This window comes from Mucilaginibacter angelicae (assembly GCF_042434235.1).
GTDB lineage: Bacteria > Bacteroidota > Bacteroidia > Sphingobacteriales > Sphingobacteriaceae > Mucilaginibacter > Mucilaginibacter angelicae.
Genome location: NZ_JBHLTS010000004.1, coordinates 338,676 through 355,118, shown reverse-complemented (window position 1 = coordinate 355,118; position 16,443 = coordinate 338,676). Strand labels below are relative to the sequence as shown.

Genomic DNA, 16,443 nt, shown 5'->3' with positions numbered 1-16,443 from the left:
GTTATGAAAAGGATTTTTAAATATATTGGAATTGCATTGTTGTTAAGCTGCGCTGTTAAACTTTCGGCGCAAAACAAGGCACTGGTAAATACCAGTAAAAGCAGTTACGCCAAACTGAGCAGCCTTGATATGGGGGCAGTACAATGGACTGGCGGTTTTTGGGCCGACAGGTTCAAAGTTTGCCGCGATACCATGATCCCCAATCTGTGGCGCATTTATACCGATCCGAAGATCAGTCACGCTTACCGCAATTTTGAAATAGCAGCCGGACTGGATACCGGTTCGCACGAGGGGCCGCCTTTTCATGATGGCGATTTTTATAAGCTTTTTGAAGCTGTGGCCAGCATGTACGCTGCCACACATGATCCGGCGCTTGACCAGTTAATGGATAAAACCATAGCCGTTATAGCCAAAGCGCAACGCGCTGATGGGTATATTCACACGCCAACCATTATTGAGGAGCGTAAAAATACCGGTAAGGAAAAGGCGTTTAATGACCGCCTCAATTTTGAAACCTATAACCTCGGTCACCTGATGACTGCGGCCTGCGTGCATTACCGTGTTACAGGCAAAACCACCTTGCTGAAAGTAGCAATCAAGGCAACCGATTATCTTTATAAGTTTTATAAAACTGCTTCGCCCGAGCTGGCGCGTAATGCTATTTGCCCCTCGCATTATATGGGTGTGGTAGAGATGTACCGCACTACCCGCGATCCCAAATACCTGGAGCTGGCTAAAAACCTCATCGATATCCGTGGCCTGATGAAAGATGGCACTGATGACAACCAGGACAGGGTACCATTTCGTCAGCAAACACAAGCGATGGGCCATGCAGTAAGGGCTAATTATCTTTTTGCCGGAGCTGCTGATGTTTACGCCGAAACGGGCGATACCACATTAATGCATACTTTAAACCTGATGTGGAACGATGTGGTTAACCGCAAAATGTATATCACCGGTGGCTGCGGATCATTGTATGATGGTGTTTCACCGGATGGCACTTCCTATAATCCTAACGAGGTGCAGAAAATTCATCAGGCATACGGGCGCGATTACCAGTTGCCTAACTTCACCGCGCATAACGAAACCTGCGCCAACATAGGCAACGTGCTCTGGAACTGGCGCATGCTGCAAATAACCGGTGATGCCAAATACGCCGATGTAATGGAACTTGCGCTGTATAACAGTGTGCTTTCGGGCATCAGCTTAAGCGGCCGCGATTTTTTGTACACCAATCCGCTGGCTTATTCGGATAGTTTGCCTTTTAAACAGCGTTGGTCGAAGGATAGGGTGGGGTACATTAAATTATCTAACTGTTGTCCGCCAAATGTGGTGCGTACTATTGCCGAGGTGAGCGATTATGCTTACAGTGTATCGGATAAAGGCTTGTGGTTTAACCTGTATGGCAGCAATACCATAACGGCTAAACTGAAAGATGGTACGCCGGTAAAACTAACGCAAACAACCAATTACCCCTGGGATGGAAAAATCCGGATCCGGTTTGATGAAGTTCCGGGCAATAACGCATTTTCTGTGTTTTTGAGGATCCCGGGCTGGTGTAAAGACGCGGGTATAAAAATTGCCGGTCAGCCGGTACCACAATTAGATACTACACCGGGGGCCTACACACAGCTAACAGCCGTTTGGCAAAAGGGAATGACTATTGACCTTGATCTGCCCATGCCGGTTACGATGATGGAAGCTAACCCGCTGGTTGAAGAAACCCGTAACCAGGTAGCGGTTAAGCGCGGTCCGGTGGTATATTGTCTTGAATCGGCCGATCTTGCGAAGGGGCAGAAGATATTCAATATCGCTCTATCTGCAGGCAGCGAACTGAAACCTGAAATGATCAGGATAGATAACAGCGAGATCATGAGCCTTGTTGGTAAAGCCAATCTGCGAAATGAAAATGATTGGAGTAACAGGCTTTATAAAGAAGTATCCGCACCAAAACAAAGCGCTGTTGATATCAGACTGATCCCGTACTACGCCTGGGGTAATCGCGGGCATGTGGATATGGAGACCTGGATGCCGCTGGATTTTTAAGTGAAAGGATAAAGGCGAAAGGTAAAAGGTTTTTGAAAAAAGACTGCCGCCGCTCGCGGCTCCAGCCGAGTGGCAACTATTGGGGCGGCCTCTGGCCGCCGGGATTAATTAGAACTGGTCGAAGTTTAGCGATAGCGTAACTTCGACCTAAAACAATGGAAGCATTCTGCTTCCGCATACCGAATTATTAGCTCAATGAATCAACCAACTGTATTATTACTTTTTATTTGGTTAAGCTGAAAGCTTAACTCATTTAGGGACGAAGTTTAGCGATAGCGTAACTTCGTCCAGTAATTTGGAGGGCGGCCAGAGGCCGGGAAATAGTTGCCACTCGGCAGGAGCCCAGCGGCGGCGGCGTGAGTTTGCATTTATAATGCAACCGGCATTGCAAACGTCTGACCAGATTAAGCACTCGTTGCAAACGAGCGCAAGCGGGCAATCGCATATTATACAGGGCGGATATGCTTCCGTGCGGTTGCCACGCTGCGCTCGCAATGACATGATTTTTTATTGTCCTAACATCACCTCAATATCCTTCCTTCGCTCTTCCGGAAAAACTTTCATATCAACTACTTTTCCATCCTTCAGCGTAGCCTCAACAGTAGTATTATACGGAGCATGAAGTTTAAAATGAACATCCCAATCCTTTGGCCAGGCAGGGAAGAGCATGATCTTTTTATCATCAACCTGCATCAGCATTTCATGCAGACCGATCATACCCGAGCCGCCCCAGTTATGATCTGGCGTCCAGTCAAAACCAGGTCCCCAGAATGCGGGGAAACGCCTGCCGGAGTTTTTGAGTTTGAAGGAGGTAAGTTTAGCGGCTTCATTGGTCAGGCCTAAGCGGGCTGCGAAGATATTATCCTGTTTCCAGCCTATGCCGCTTCTGAATTTGGCTACGAGGGTATCCAGTTTCCAGGTGTTTAAAGCTGTATCCAATCCCGGTTTGCCTAAGCCGAAGATTCCCCATGGAAATACCGGGTAAAACTGGGTGTTCTCTTCATTATTAACCCGCTCCCATGATTTTGCTGGTGTGAGGGTTTTGTGACCATCAATTTCTGCAAATGTTAATGGGGGGATTCGTTTCAGCAAGGCGGTCAATTTCAAGCGCTCATCGCCCGTTAAATAGCTATCCGGCAAGGCCAGCATTCGTTTAGTGATGGTTTGCAGGGCCGCTATGGTAGAGTTGGAATTATAAGCCATCTTGAAAGTTTCGGCAGATGAACCGGGGTACAAAACAAGGTGCCCGTTGCCGTCAAGTGCCTTGGCGCTGCGCTTGCGGGCAAGGTATTGATAATGCTCATCAAAAAAAGTAAGGCAGCTTTCAATAAAGGGAATATACTGGTGAATGTCATCACCTTTATAGCGCTCCGTTTCCAGCATCATGAGGCAAAATTCAAAAACGGTATCCCATGTGTATTCAAGCCATGCGTTGTATTCAACTCCCTTGTCAAAATCAACAGGGCGTTTCCAGGTATATTCGGCACTATTTGGCAGACCAAAGTTTTCAACCTGCTCAGTAAAACTGGCTCCCTGGTGGCCCCAGTAAACCTGGCTGCGTAACTCGGCGTTTTTTAGGGAGCGGAGGTAGAAATCAAACTCAGGTTTCATCATGTCGATATCACCGCTTTTGAGCATCGGGAAATATACCAGCCGCTGATTTTGGGCCGTCATTAAACCACCGCCCCAGTTACGGAAATCGGGTGTAAAAGCATATTGCGGGTTTACAAAAACGGGATCGTAAGTAAACAGCCCGCCGTTAAATTTAGTGGGCACCTGTCCGTACGCATTACAGCCAAGCATATATCTGAACAACTGGTAATTTTTACCGCTTTGCCATGCTGTAGTATCGACGACTTGTTTGTCTGAGTTGATGTAGATAAAACTCCTGTCCCAGTATTGTTTCCACCAGCTGGCGGTTTTTTGCCATGCGGTTTTAGTATTGGCTTCAGCTTCTTGAACTGCTTTTTGCAGGCCCTGCTGCCATTCATTTACAGATGCAGTTTGTTGTGTGTTGAGGCAGACCTCAAGACTCTCGTTTGTAGACGGTTTGATGCTTTGTAAAACCCAGCCTTCAAAGTCGGTATTCAGATATTGTCCCTTTGTGGTGCCTGCGGGTTTTAAATTTTTACCCTGCATCAACCCGCCGAAGGTGAGGTTTTTAAGCGGATTATACATCTGATCCTTAACAGCATCCATACCTTGCTGTTTTACTGTAACATCAAATATGGTGGAGTCGAGATTATGGTGGTAGAACCGGATAGCATTACCTTTAAATGCAATGCTATCCTTCAGCGTTTTAACATCATTGCGCGGGGCAAATTTCCATGAGCCTTCATTTTTTTCGAGTCCTTTAACTTCCCTGTCGCGGTAGCGCCAGCTTTCAAAAATGGCTTCGGTTTTAATGGCTTTGTTGCTGCTGATGTTAACATGGATCACCGGGCGGTAAACATCAACCCAAAGTTTTATTGTGGCCTTTAAATCTCCGTTTTTTCCGTTGATAAATACAGCTCCATTTTGAAGTTTTAGCTCCTGTTTAAACTCACCGTTATCAAACGGATTGGGGGATAGTTTGATTCTTACCCGGCCGGGTTTGAGCATGGCGTTGTTTTCATCAAAGGTGCCGCTCCGGGCTATGTAAAAAAGCAGTTCGCCTTTTTCAACCCATACATTTAAACCAATATCGCCGCCGCCGCAGGGCATGGATTGGCTTGAGTTTTGGCTTTGACTGGTCCAGACTTCATTGTATTGTTCAATGCCTTTGGTTTGCGCAAAGGCAATATTGCAGTACAGAAAGCAAAGCAGCGGCAGGATCTTTTTCATATTACCAGTCGTCGGTTCTGAATGAGGAAACGGGGAGCCCGTTAGTGCCGAACAGATCGCCCACAACAAAATCCTTAAAGGCATAACGTACAGCCACGGGTTCTTTTACCGAAGATGAAGATACAATAATTGCACTGCCCGATATCATGGCCTGTGCAGGGTAAAACATTTTGTCTTTACCCGCTATTTCAAAGTTTTGGATGGGCTTGTTGAAGGAAGTTAACCCATTTTCGGCATGTTCAAACCTGATGGTGGCCCGGTCACCGTCAATAGTCATTTCTTTATACAGCGGACTTGCATAGTCGAATCCCTTAATACCGTAAGTTTGAGCTAAAGCCAGGTAAGCCAGCCGCGTACCAACAGGTTCTTTACGGGGTGGGTGGATAAATGCCTGCTCTCCAACATCAAGCAATACGGCCATGCCGCTGTTAGGTATAACTTTTAACGATTTACGCTGAGCATCACGCAGGTAAGCCGAATTGTATTTACCGCCCGTATTGTATGGGGGTAATTGGGCATAATCGTAGGGGGCAATCTGCGTATAGTAAAACGGAAGATCGCCTTGCTGCCAAAGCTCGCGCCAGCGTTTTACCATGGCCGGGAAAAGTTTTTCGTATTGATCAGGCCTGTCGTAATTTGATTCGCCCTGGTACCAAATACAGCCTTTGATGCCGTAACCGATTACCGGGTTCAGCATTCCATTGAACAGGGTGGTAGGCGTGCGTGATACAGCCTTTATCGAATCTGTTTTAGCCGGAATTTTGATCTCCGGAAAATCTTTCAGGCCATCAGCATCCATCCAGGCCTCGGCGCTTGATCCGGCATAACAATCACTGATGAGTCCGATAGGCACATGCAGCATTTCATTTAGTAACCGGCCAAAGTAATAGCCCGTAGCACTAAAGTTGGAAACAAACTCGGGTGAAGCTACATGCCACTCAGATGGTTTACTGTTTTCCTGCGCCTCGGTTACGGATGAGTGGGGCACGGTATAAATGCGGATATTGCTGTTGGCCGATTTTAGTATTGCATCAACAGAACCTATTATCGGCTGGCTTTTATAGCCTTTCATCGGGATTTCCATGTTTGATTGCCCGGTGCAAATCCAAACTTCGCCAATCATTACATTGTTAAGCTTTAGGGTAGTGACATCGGTAATAGTTATGGTATAAGGGCCGCCGTAAACCGGGGTGCTTACTTTGGCGAGCCACTTACCATTGGTATTTACCCTGGCTTTGTAGCTTTTTTTATTCCATGAAGTATTTATGGTAACTGTTGAGCCGGCTTTATTCCAACCCCAGACAGGCGCTTCGCTTTGCTGTTGCAGTACCATGTTATCAGTAAAAATGGAAGCCAATTTTACCTGCGCCTGCGAGGATATAAACAGGAACAAGCCAAAGGTTGATGCCAGTAATTTTTTCATTGCTGTAAATTATTTCTTAAGTCTTCCGGCGCGCTTGGCCTCAAGCCATCCGCTGAAAAGGAGGTTTTTATTCAGTTCTGGTTTAGGGAAAAACAAGCTGGCCAGGGAGCCGACTATGATGACCACCAAATGGCTGTACACGCCAAGCATGTATTTATGCTGATTGAAGTTGTATTTACCCAGATCGAGCAGGATATGTTTATCGGCACCTAAACCTATTTTGGTAGAGGTTAAAAAGGCATACCCGGTAAACAGGATGCAGGCGATGATGCCGATATTCAAGCCTTGCCGGTTAGCCCGGCTGCTGAATAAGCCCAGTAAAAAAATCCCCGCTATACCACCCGAAAATATGGCGTACAGCGTAAATACTATACCTAAGGCCCCTTCATCACCTGCAAGCAGGTATAGGGTGGCTATGCCCATCGCTCCAAAACCAGCCAGCACTACTATCCATCTACCGGCTTTTAAATACTCTTTATCTGATTTATTGGGTTTGAATTTTTTGTAATAATCCTCTACCCCAATAGCCGAAAGGCAGTTAAGATCGGCGCCCAAGCTGGAAATGGCTGCAGAGATCAGCGCTGCCAATATCAACCCCACAACGCCTGTAGGCAGTTTGCTCATGATAAAGTAGGGGAAAACGGCATCGGCCTTAATACCGGCTGGTAAGGGATTTTGCTGGTAGAAAGCAAACAAGGCAGTACCGATGAACATAAATAATGCCCAAAGCGGTACGGTAAGTGCCACACCCATTAACGATGCCCTGATAGCCGCTTTATCTGTTTTGGCAGTTAAATAACGCTGTACCATGGTTTGATCGGTGCCGTATTTTTGGATGGCGTAAAAAACGCCGTTAATCACCATCACGATGAACGTAAGTTTTTTAAAATCCCAGGAATAAGGGCCGAAGTTGTTTTTATGGTTTACGCTGGCGATGTGCCAAAGCTCGGGAAAGCCACCTTTGATGGAGCAAATAAGGATGATAAATGAAGCAATCCCACCTGCTATCAATAAAAAGCCCTGTACCACATCGGCCCAGATCACGGCCTCAATACCGCCTATGAGGGTGATCACAATGATCACGACGCCAATTATCCAGATGATCACGAATGTATTGGTATTGGTCATGTTGGAGAGCGCCAGCGCCAGCAGGAAAAATACGGTGCCCATTTTTGAAAAATGAGTTAATACAAAACTTATAGAGCTGTAAAAGCGGGCAAACAAGCCAAAGCGTTTTTCAAAGTATTCGTAAGTGCTTACGCCTATTACTTCGCGGTAAAGCGGTACAATGAACCATACCATCAATAACAATACGATGGGTACCATCAGGCCTTGCACCAGCAGGATCCAGTTGGATGAAAAGCCTTCGCCAGGGTAAGCCAGGAAGGTTACACTGCTGATGAGCGTTGCCATTAGTGACATACCTATTGCCCAGGCCGGGATAGAGCCGCGCGATACGAAATATTTTTTGGTAGAGTTTTGTCCTTTTGAAAACCGGAGACCGATGGTTAATGAAATGGCCAGTGCCAGGGCTATGATGATATAATCTGCCAGGTGCAGGGTTTCATGTTTCATATACAGGTATAGTTATTGGTTCCCCAAACAGGGGCGGGCCAGGGATAGCTGCCTGGTTTTAAAGTTAAACATAATTGGTTATTGCCTGCTATGCGCATATGAATAACTCCGGGAGCTATTAGTTTTGAGGGATATAATTTTTCGATGTTTAAACGCTCAAGTATGGCCCAGGCCGTTGCGCCGCCCTCAATCAGTAACTCATGAAGCGAGGTATGCTCAATAACCTGTTTTACAATAGCTGCCATTTTGTGGCTCAGTAATACCGGGTCTACTTTAATATCCTTAATAAAATCGGGGTTTATGGCAATGATGGCATTGTTGCCCGCAACAATGCTTGATGCTACATGACTTGCAAAAAGGGCATGCACATTATCTCCGCTGGTTTCGGCACAGATGGTAGCTGCCGGTACATAGTGTACCGGGATATTGTTGTGCCTCCCGTCATTAAGGTTTAGCTTGCCCTGGTAAAAGGTACTGCCAAACACAAACAACCGCCTGCCTGTGGTTTCCGGATCCGAGGTTGTAACCGTTTGCTGCGGTGTTAAATGTTCAAGCAGGCAGCTGAACAAATTTGCAGAGCCTGCTAAAAGGGTATCGCCGCCTGTTTTTTCTATCCAATATTTCAGATCTTGCTCATCATCTGCCGCACCTATAATTATTCCTGTTGATGGCAGGTTATCCTCTTTTTTTATAAGCCGGATCTTGCCATCAGCTCTTAGTAATTCAATAATATTTGAGCTTAATGCTGGGAAAGTAGGATCATTGGCAAAATCACTGAGGTGGATAGGCTCGCCATTGTAATGAAAGGTATCGCCAACAAGCTTTTTTGAATGATGGGGGTTGCCGGGAATAATGAGCGCCCTTTTTAATCCCGAGGCGGTTAGCTGGCTTTGCAGTTCTTCAACAATGTGTCCCCGCAAAACGGAATCTATTTTTTTGAAGATAAACCTGGGGTGTAATTGCAGAAGTTGAACTGTTAGATCATGCATGATCTCCCTCGCTGTATCAACCGGGAGCGAGCGGGTATCCGTGGCTATGATAAGCATATCGGCATTACAGTGTTCATCAACAGTAGTGCTCACCTCGGTTCTTAACCCGTGGTTGAGACCAATTCCGGCGAGCTCGGCGGCCCCTGTTAAATCATCTGCAATTACAGCAATCATATCCTTATACTTTTATCCTGTTTTTGCTCAACTGCACCGCCGACTCAATCGCCAGTATCATGGCATCGCTGCTGGCAACGCCTTTACCTGCAATTTCAAAAGCAGTCCCATGGTCAACCGAAGTGCGGATAATAGGCAAACCCATAGTAATGTTAACGCCTTTTACGCTATCCATCTGCTGTTTTTCGGCATTCCATTTAAAGCCGGTAAGTTTAAAAGGAATATGGCCCTGATCATGGTACATAGCTACTACGCCACCGTAATACCCGGTTGATGCTTTGGAAAATAAGGTATCGGCAGGCACTGGGCCTTCCACATCATAGCCTAATTTTAGCGCTTCCTGTACTGCCGGGAGGATCTCCAAATCATCTTCGGTACCAAATAATCCCGAATCACCTGCATGCGGATTAAGCCCGGCTATGCCGATTTTTAGGTTTTTTTCGCCAAGAGAGATGAGGCCATCCTGTAAAAGTTCAACTACTTCAACTATCCGGTCTTTTTTTACCAAATCGCAGGCCTGCCTTAATGATACATGGGTTGATACGTGGATCACCTTCATGTTATGTTCAACCAGCAGCATGGCATATTTTTTTGTGCCGGTGTAATGTGCGTAGATTTCGGTATGCCCGGCAAAATGGTGCCCGGCTTCATTAATGGATTTTTTGTTGATAGGCCCGGTTACGGTAGCGTCAACTTCGCCATCAATAGCCAGTTCAATGGCTTTTTTAACAGCTTCAAACGAGGCGTTGCCAGCCATGGCCGAGATCTCGCCAAAACGCAGCTGCTCCATATCTACATTATGGAGATCAAACACATCCGGCTTGCCAAAAACAAAACGCGCGTTGCGGATGTTTTTTATAGAATTGATAGTGGCGTTTAAGCCCAATCGTTTTACAATATCAAAAAATACACCGGTATCGCCAATGATCACCGGGCGGCAAATCTCAAACAGCCTTTCGGTAAGTAAGGCCTTAACGGCTATCTCGGGGCCAATACTGGCCGGATCGCCCATGGTTATCGCTATGATCGGTTTTTCGGCTGTCATTGGTATATCGGCAGGCTAAGGTTTTCAACATTAAGCATACTTTGCAGTTTCTTTTGCAGGTCGGCAGCTTCAGTATCGCTAACTTTCAACAGCGGCGGCATCATGTACGAACGGCATAATCCTGCGCTTTGCATCAGCGATTTTAATGCTGCTAATGATTCGCCCAGCAAGCGTTTGCCCTGGTAAATATCCCCAACTAAGTTGGAATGCCTTTGCAGCTGAAGGGCAGCAGGCTCGTCGTTATTATCGGCCGCTACTATCATTTTGTAATAAATATCGGGGAACAGGTTTCCTGTACTTGGCACCAAACCGTCGCTGCCGGTAAACAGGGCATGTGCAGATTGCGCGCCCCAGCCTAAAAAGTGGCTGAAATCGGCCCGGCCAGCCCAAAGTTTAAGTGAATCTCTTAAGCGGTCATGATTCCGTTCCGAATCTTTGGTTCCAACTATATTATCATGATAACTTAATTCATCGAGAAGGTTCAGGTTTATAGATACGTTGGTGGTAGCCGGGATGTTGTAAACTATCAGTGGGATAGGTACTTCATTGGCCAGCGTTTCAAAGTATGTTTTTATCTCATACTCTGTTAATGTGAAATAAGCAGGCAGGTGTGCTACAGCAACGTCAATCCCTTCACCGGCACAGCGTTTTGCCAGTTCAATTGAATCGGACAGACAGTTTGATGAAATACCTGCGTAAAGTAACCTGCCGGGTTGCCTTACCGAGGTTGCCAGCTTAATAAAATCAAGCTTAAGATCATTTGGCAATGAGGCCGATTCGCCGGTAGTGCCCAGGATGAAAGGCACACCGCCGTAGTTGAAAATATTATCGAATATTTTTTCAACCGCTTCATGGTCAAGTTTATAGTCTTGTGTAAGTGGCGTAATTGATGGCACTACCAGGCCATTATATTTCTTTTTTAGTTTCATTAGTATGTATTAATAAGCAGCCTCGTAAATGGTAACCGCATCATCTATGTTTATCGGTCGTGGGTTGTTTTTAAGTAACCGGGTAATTTTCATGGCATCGGCAGCCATTTGCGGTATGGTGTTTTTATCTATATCTATTTCTTTTAAGCTTGCGGGAATGCCGCAGTCTTTAATCAACTGACGGATCTTTTCTACTCCGGCCTGAGCCGTTTCAAAATCATTGATACTGCTGTTACAACCTAATGCACGGGCAACGGCGGCATAGCGTTCCGGGGCTGCCGGAATGTTATACTCCATTACAAAAGGAAGCAATAAAGCGTTGGAGAGGCCGTGGGCAATATGGTACATACTGCCCAACGGGTAGGAAAGGGCGTGCACACCGGCCGTGTTAACCGGGCCCAAACAAAAGCCGCCCATTAAACTGCCAATAGCTAACTGCGTACGGGCATCCTCATCTGTACCATCGTTTACAGCTTTAACCAAATTGGCCGCTATAAGCCCGATCCCTTCAAGAGCATACATGTCAATAAATGGATGCGCGTATAAATTGGTGTAGGCTTCAAGGCAATGGGTTAAGGCGTCGAGACCGGTTGCGGCGGTAACCTCTGCAGGTAAACTGACCATCAAAGCCGGATCAATGATCACAACATCCGGAACCAGGTAGGGGCTGATAATGCCTTTTTTCTGGTTGTCTGCATCATCTATCAATATAGCATTGGGCGATGCCTCGCTGCCTGTACCAGCCGTAGTAGGGACACAGATAAGCTTTTTAGTGCGGTTTTTGAGCAGGCCAATGCCAGTTATATCCTCCAGGGTTTGATCGTTATTGATCTGGGCGGCTATTAGTTTGGCTACATCAAGTACGCTGCCGCCGCCAATGCCTATGATAACATCGGCCCCGGTATGTTTTACTGATGCAAGCAGGTCTTCAAAATCCTTAAATGAAGGCTCCCGCACTATGGAGGTATCAACATGAACAGCAATTCCGGCTTCTTTAAGCTGGGCCAAAAGCGGTTCAAGCTTTCCTAACAGCGGACTGATAGTAACGATCAAAGCCGATTTGTAGCCATTGTTAATAACCTCATCGGTTAACTTCAAAAGCGAGTTTTTGCCAACAGTTACCTGGCCCGGAAACCGGATAGTGATGTCGCGATAAGGATGTTCATTTTGCGGCATATACTTATATATTATAATGGCAGGCCTTAATTAATTGGTTTTGATATAAAACAAAGATGGATAATGGCATCTCCCATTTTTATCCAACCGTTATCCAATTATTGTACGATATTATCAAATGGGACAGCGGATGATAAGCATCTGTGATACTATCTGCCTGTAATTGGCTTTTATGTGAAGTAATGGTGGTAGATGATCAATGAAATAAAGAGAGACGGGGCATGACAGTTCGATGCAAAAAGCCCGTTAACTTAGCAAAAAGGTGATTATGAGGGGATAGACTAAAGTTTTTGTCACTTTGAGGCTTTTATTCGGCATTGATTAAATCGCCACATTATAATTATAAACCACCTGGCCCGGTGCCGGTACTTTTTAATATTTCTGTTAACTAATTAAATACACATCCCTATGAAAACAGTAAAAACGTTAGGACAATTTATTATAGAGAAACAGGCAGATTTTCCTTTTGCCAAAGGCGAACTGTCAAGGCTTTTGCGGGATATAGGCATTGCTGCAAAAATTGTGAACCGTGAGATCAACAAAGCCGGACTTATTGATATCATCGGCGAAACCGACTCGGTGAACTCGCACGGTGAGCGACAGAAAAAGATGGACGTTTATGCCAATGAGCAATTTATTTCGGCATTACGCAGCGGGGGCGAATGCTGTGTTGTGGCTTCAGAAGAAAATGACGAGCATATCCTGATAGAATCAGAGATTTCAAAACATGCCAAATACATTGTGGCTATTGATCCGTTGGATGGATCTTCAAATATTGATGTAAATGTGAGTGTAGGTACGATATTTTCCATCTATCGTCGTAAAACTGTTGAGGGTAAGGCCACTTTAGCGGATGTGCTGCAAAAAGGTACCGAGCAGGTGGCGGCAGGTTATGTAATTTATGGTTCATCAACTATGCTGGTTTATACTACGGGCAAGGGTGTTAACGGTTTTACGCTCGATCCGTCGATAGGTGAGTTTTGCCTGTCGCACCCCGGTATTAAAATGCCTAAGGACGGTTATATCTACTCCATAAATGAAGGGTATTATACCCATTTTCCTTTGGGTGTAAAAAAATACATCAAATACTGCCAGGTTGAAGATACGGCAACCAATCGCCCTTATACTTCAAGGTACACCGGTTCAATGATCGCGGATCTTCACCGTAACCTGATCAAAGGCGGGATCTTTTTGTATCCGACCACAGCACAATACCCGAACGGAAAATTGAGGTTAGTTTACGAATGCAACCCTATGGCTTTTATAATTGAACAGGCTGGAGGTACGGCATCTACAGGTTATGACCGGATCCTTGATCTTGATGTTGATGAACTTCACCAGCGTTCGGCCATTTTTATTGGTTCGGAACATATGGTTAAGCGGGCCGAAGATTTTATGCTGGCCTTTTCTCCGCAGCAGCCATCGATAGTTCAGCATAAAAAAGTTATTTAGTTATTAAGCGGCTTCAGTGTAATCTATTTTATTCGGATTGGTATTGAGTATATTTTATAAATCTTATTATTAAAATTAGGTAAGACTAATAATTTTTATTTGTTTTGTATGTTATTTATAATGTGCTAAAACGAATAAGATGAAATTATTATACTTACTATACTTTTTACTGATCCCGATAGTTGTTTCGGCGCAGCATGGTTCCCTTAAAGGGAGGTTGACGGCAGGCAGCGAGCCGCTCTCTTTTGCAACCGTTGTATTGTCGGGAACTTCTATCGGCGGCACTACAAACGATAAGGGTTATTATCATTTAAAAAATGTTCCGGCGGGTACATATATCGTTGTGTTCTCAAACATAGGGTATGTTACCGAGCGTTATCATGTGAGTGTAAAGCCGGATGAGGTAGCTTTATTGAATGGTAATCTGCAGGAAAGCAGCTCTAAATTAAGCGAGGTAACAGTAACCGGGGTTTCACGTAAAACCGAACTGCGGAGCAACCCGGTACCTATCGCTGTAATGACGAAGAAGGAAATGGATCAAAATGTAAACAACAACATTATTGATGCCATTGTAAAAGGGGTGCCGGGTGTTAATGCGGTTACCACAGGACCCAATATTTCCAAACCTTTTATCAGGGGATTAGGCTACAACCGTGTTTTAACTTTATATGATGGCGTGCGCCAGGAAGGGCAGCAATGGGGCGATGAGCATGGTATTGAGATAGATCAATACGGTATTGGTCGTGCCGAAGTGGTGAAAGGCCCGGCAAGTTTAACCTATGGCTCGGATGCGCTGGCAGGGGTGATCAACATGATCCCATACCTGCCGGTTGGCGAAAACAATGTTTTACGGGGAGATTATATTGCCGATTATCACACCAATAATGGCATGATTGGTACCTCGCTGGGTTTATCCTATAAAAAAAACGACTGGCGGTACGCCTTCCGGGCAACTGCAAAAGCAGCACATGATTACCACAACAGTGTTGATGGCTATGTGTATAATACAGGTTTCCGTGAGTTTAACTTATCGGGCATGGCCAGGGTTGATAAAAAATGGGGCTATTCGCAAATTGCGGCAACCGTATATGATAACCGGCAGGAAATTCCAGATGGCAGCAGGGACTCGCTTACAAGGCAGTTTACCAAACAGGTAGCTGAAAGCAGTACTGATAATATCAGGAACAGGCCAATTGTAAGTGATGATGAGTTAAGATCATACAGTATAACCCCGCTGCACCAGCGCATTCAGCATTATCGGATCTATTCGCACAACGAGTTTAAACTGGGTGAAGGCAGCAGTATCAATGCCTCGCTCGGCTTGCAGCAAAGTATCCGCAGGGAATACAACCACCCTACACTGGCCAGCCAGCCAGGTTTGTATGTTGTGCTTAATACCCTCAATTACGATCTGAAATATAATTTACCAAGCATTGCCGGGATAGAAAGCACCCTCGGCGTAAATGGCATGTACCAAAACAATCGCAGCAAGGCTGCAACCGATTTTCCGATCCCGGATTATAACCTGTTTGATGCCGGGACTTTCCTGTTCGCCAAAAAAACTATTGGGAAAGTTGATATCTCGGGCGGCATCAGGTATGATAACCGGCACATTAGCTGGCATGATTTTTATGTAGGGCCCAACCCCAAAAACGGATTTGAACAGCATGTAAAATTACCGGATACAGCAGGTGCGCATTTACAGTTTCCGGCCTTTCAGCATGTTTACCAGGGTGTTTCAGGCAGCCTGGGGGTAACTTATAATATCAGCGAACGCTTATTGTTTAAGGCTAATATTGCCCGGGGATACCGTGCCCCCAATATTACCGAAATCGGCTCCAATGGACTTGATCCCGGCGCGCATATCGTATATTTAGGTAACCGCAGCTTTAACCCCGAATTTAGTTTGCAGGAAGATGTGGGCTTCATCGCTTACCTGAAAGATGTTGACCTGATTGCCGAACTGTTTAATAACCACATCAACAATTACATTTACCAGGCTAAACTGACCGATGCTAATGGCAACCCGGTAGTGATTGTGCCGGGTAACAGTACCTACCAATACCAGCAAAGCAGTGCCCGCTTGTATGGGGCCGAGTTTACACTTAATGTGCATCCGCAAAATGTTAAATGGCTGGCTTTTAACAACAGTCTGGCCTATGTAACAGGTATTAACGGCAACCAGCAGCTCATTGATGAATCAAAGGGAGCGGCTAAATATTTACCTTTTATCCCGCCGCTGCATATCAGGTCGGAGTTTAAGGTGAGTTTGCAGAAAGCTTATGGCGCTTTTTCAAAAATTTACTTCAAGGCCGAAATGGATGCCTACACCACACAGAACCGCTTTTATGCTTTGGATAATACCGAGACTGCCACGCCAGGCTATGCTTTGTTTAATTTCGGCGCGGGGACTTCCATCAAAAGCAAATCGGACAAAACCATTTGCGAGCTTTTTTTGCAGGTGGATAATTTGTTTGATAAAGCCTATCAATCAAACCTGAACCGTTTAAAGTATTTTGAATATTACCGGTCATCGCCAAACGGGCACCTCGGTATTTATAATATTGGCCGGAATGTTAGTTTTAAGGCGATTTTTCCTTTTTGATGGGTGAATAACAAGTCGCTTTCCGGCGTATTGACTCACCCCGACATCGCTACGCTTGTCACCCCTCTCTACGCAAGCGTAAAGAGGGGTTTTCTTTTTTATTTTTCTTACCCTCTTTGCGGCAAAGCCGGAGAGAGGGTGGTCCAGCGAAGCGTGGACCGGGTGAGTCGATTCTGCGCATTGCGATTCACCTTCGAATTTTCGAA

General features: G+C 45.5%; 10 protein-coding genes. 3 read left to right on the top strand and 7 right to left on the bottom strand.

Going from position 1 to position 16,443, the window contains the following annotated elements; translation table 11 throughout:
• Window positions 1-3 precede the first annotated feature (3 nt).
• Window positions 4-2,046: an aceric acid hydrolase gene (locus ACFFGT_RS01705; protein ID WP_377020762.1), complete on the top strand. Its 2,043-nt coding sequence runs from the start codon at window positions 4-6 to the stop codon at window positions 2,044-2,046.
• Window positions 2,047-2,553: 507 nt separating this feature from the next.
• Here the strand turns inward: ACFFGT_RS01705 and ACFFGT_RS01700 are convergent.
• Genes ACFFGT_RS01700 through ACFFGT_RS01670 form a run of 7 tightly spaced genes read right to left on the bottom strand, consistent with a single transcriptional unit; the run spans window position 2,554 to window position 12,180 of the window.
• Window positions 2,554-4,869: a DUF5703 domain-containing protein gene (locus tag ACFFGT_RS01700; protein ID WP_377020761.1), complete on the bottom strand. Its 2,316-nt coding sequence runs from the start codon at window positions 4,867-4,869 to the stop codon at window positions 2,554-2,556.
• Between the two features lies 1 nt (window position 4,870).
• A complete protein-coding gene (locus ACFFGT_RS01695; RefSeq protein WP_377020760.1) occupies window positions 4,871-6,292 on the bottom strand; it encodes a sialate O-acetylesterase in 1,422 nt (473 codons plus the stop codon).
• A gap of 9 nt (window positions 6,293-6,301) precedes the next feature.
• Complete coding sequence (locus tag ACFFGT_RS01690) at window positions 6,302-7,867, bottom strand: sodium:solute symporter family protein (protein ID WP_377020759.1); 1,566 nt, start codon at window positions 7,865-7,867, stop codon at window positions 6,302-6,304.
• A complete protein-coding gene (locus tag ACFFGT_RS01685; RefSeq protein WP_377020758.1) occupies window positions 7,864-9,030 on the bottom strand; it encodes a four-carbon acid sugar kinase family protein in 1,167 nt (388 codons plus the stop codon). The genes ACFFGT_RS01690 and ACFFGT_RS01685 overlap by 4 nt, the downstream gene beginning before the upstream one ends.
• Window positions 9,031-9,034: 4 nt before the next feature.
• A complete protein-coding gene (pdxA, locus tag ACFFGT_RS01680; protein WP_377020757.1) occupies window positions 9,035-10,075 on the bottom strand; it encodes a 4-hydroxythreonine-4-phosphate dehydrogenase PdxA in 1,041 nt (346 codons plus the stop codon).
• Window positions 10,072-11,004 carry a dihydrodipicolinate synthase family protein gene (locus ACFFGT_RS01675; RefSeq protein WP_377020756.1) on the bottom strand — a complete coding sequence of 311 codons (933 nt, stop codon included), beginning with the start codon at window positions 11,002-11,004 and terminating at the stop codon, window positions 10,072-10,074. Before ACFFGT_RS01675 ends, pdxA begins: the two co-directional genes overlap by 4 nt.
• Window positions 11,005-11,013: 9 nt before the next feature.
• The gene (locus tag ACFFGT_RS01670; protein WP_377020755.1) at window positions 11,014-12,180 is read right to left on the bottom strand and encodes an iron-containing alcohol dehydrogenase; all 1,167 of its coding nucleotides are present in this window, start codon (window positions 12,178-12,180) and stop codon (window positions 11,014-11,016) included.
• Window positions 12,181-12,588: 408 nt separating this feature from the next.
• Here ACFFGT_RS01670 and fbp point away from each other — a divergent pair, with 408 nt between their 5' ends.
• Together fbp and ACFFGT_RS01660 are read left to right on the top strand one after the other, a co-directional pair.
• Window positions 12,589-13,632 (top strand): class 1 fructose-bisphosphatase, encoded by a 1,044-nt coding sequence (gene fbp, locus ACFFGT_RS01665; RefSeq protein WP_377020754.1) that lies wholly within the window; start codon window positions 12,589-12,591, stop codon window positions 13,630-13,632.
• Between the two features lie 139 nt (window positions 13,633-13,771).
• Complete coding sequence (locus tag ACFFGT_RS01660; protein WP_377020753.1) at window positions 13,772-16,237, top strand: TonB-dependent receptor; 2,466 nt, start codon at window positions 13,772-13,774, stop codon at window positions 16,235-16,237.
• Window positions 16,238-16,443: the final 206 nt, after the last annotated feature.

What these genes read in the sequence shown, in the direction of transcription:
- ACFFGT_RS01700 (WP_377020761.1), bottom strand. Translation starts at nt 4,869, where the DNA reads ATGAAAAAGATCCTGCCGCTGCTTTGCTTTCTGTACTGCAATATTGCC.
- ACFFGT_RS01695 (WP_377020760.1), bottom strand. Translation starts at nt 6,292, where the DNA reads ATGAAAAAATTACTGGCATCAACCTTTGGCTTGTTCCTGTTTATATCC.
- ACFFGT_RS01690 (WP_377020759.1), bottom strand. Translation starts at nt 7,867, where the DNA reads ATGAAACATGAAACCCTGCACCTGGCAGATTATATCATCATAGCCCTG.
- ACFFGT_RS01670 (WP_377020755.1), bottom strand. Translation starts at nt 12,180, where the DNA reads ATGCCGCAAAATGAACATCCTTATCGCGACATCACTATCCGGTTTCCG.
- pdxA (WP_377020757.1), bottom strand. Translation starts at nt 10,075, where the DNA reads ATGACAGCCGAAAAACCGATCATAGCGATAACCATGGGCGATCCGGCC.
- ACFFGT_RS01685 (WP_377020758.1), bottom strand. Translation starts at nt 9,030, where the DNA reads ATGATTGCTGTAATTGCAGATGATTTAACAGGGGCCGCCGAGCTCGCC.
- fbp (WP_377020754.1), top strand. Translation starts at nt 12,589, where the DNA reads ATGAAAACAGTAAAAACGTTAGGACAATTTATTATAGAGAAACAGGCA.
- ACFFGT_RS01705 (WP_377020762.1), top strand. Translation starts at nt 4, where the DNA reads ATGAAAAGGATTTTTAAATATATTGGAATTGCATTGTTGTTAAGCTGC.
- ACFFGT_RS01660 (WP_377020753.1), top strand. Translation starts at nt 13,772, where the DNA reads ATGAAATTATTATACTTACTATACTTTTTACTGATCCCGATAGTTGTT.
- ACFFGT_RS01675 (WP_377020756.1), bottom strand. Translation starts at nt 11,004, where the DNA reads ATGAAACTAAAAAAGAAATATAATGGCCTGGTAGTGCCATCAATTACG.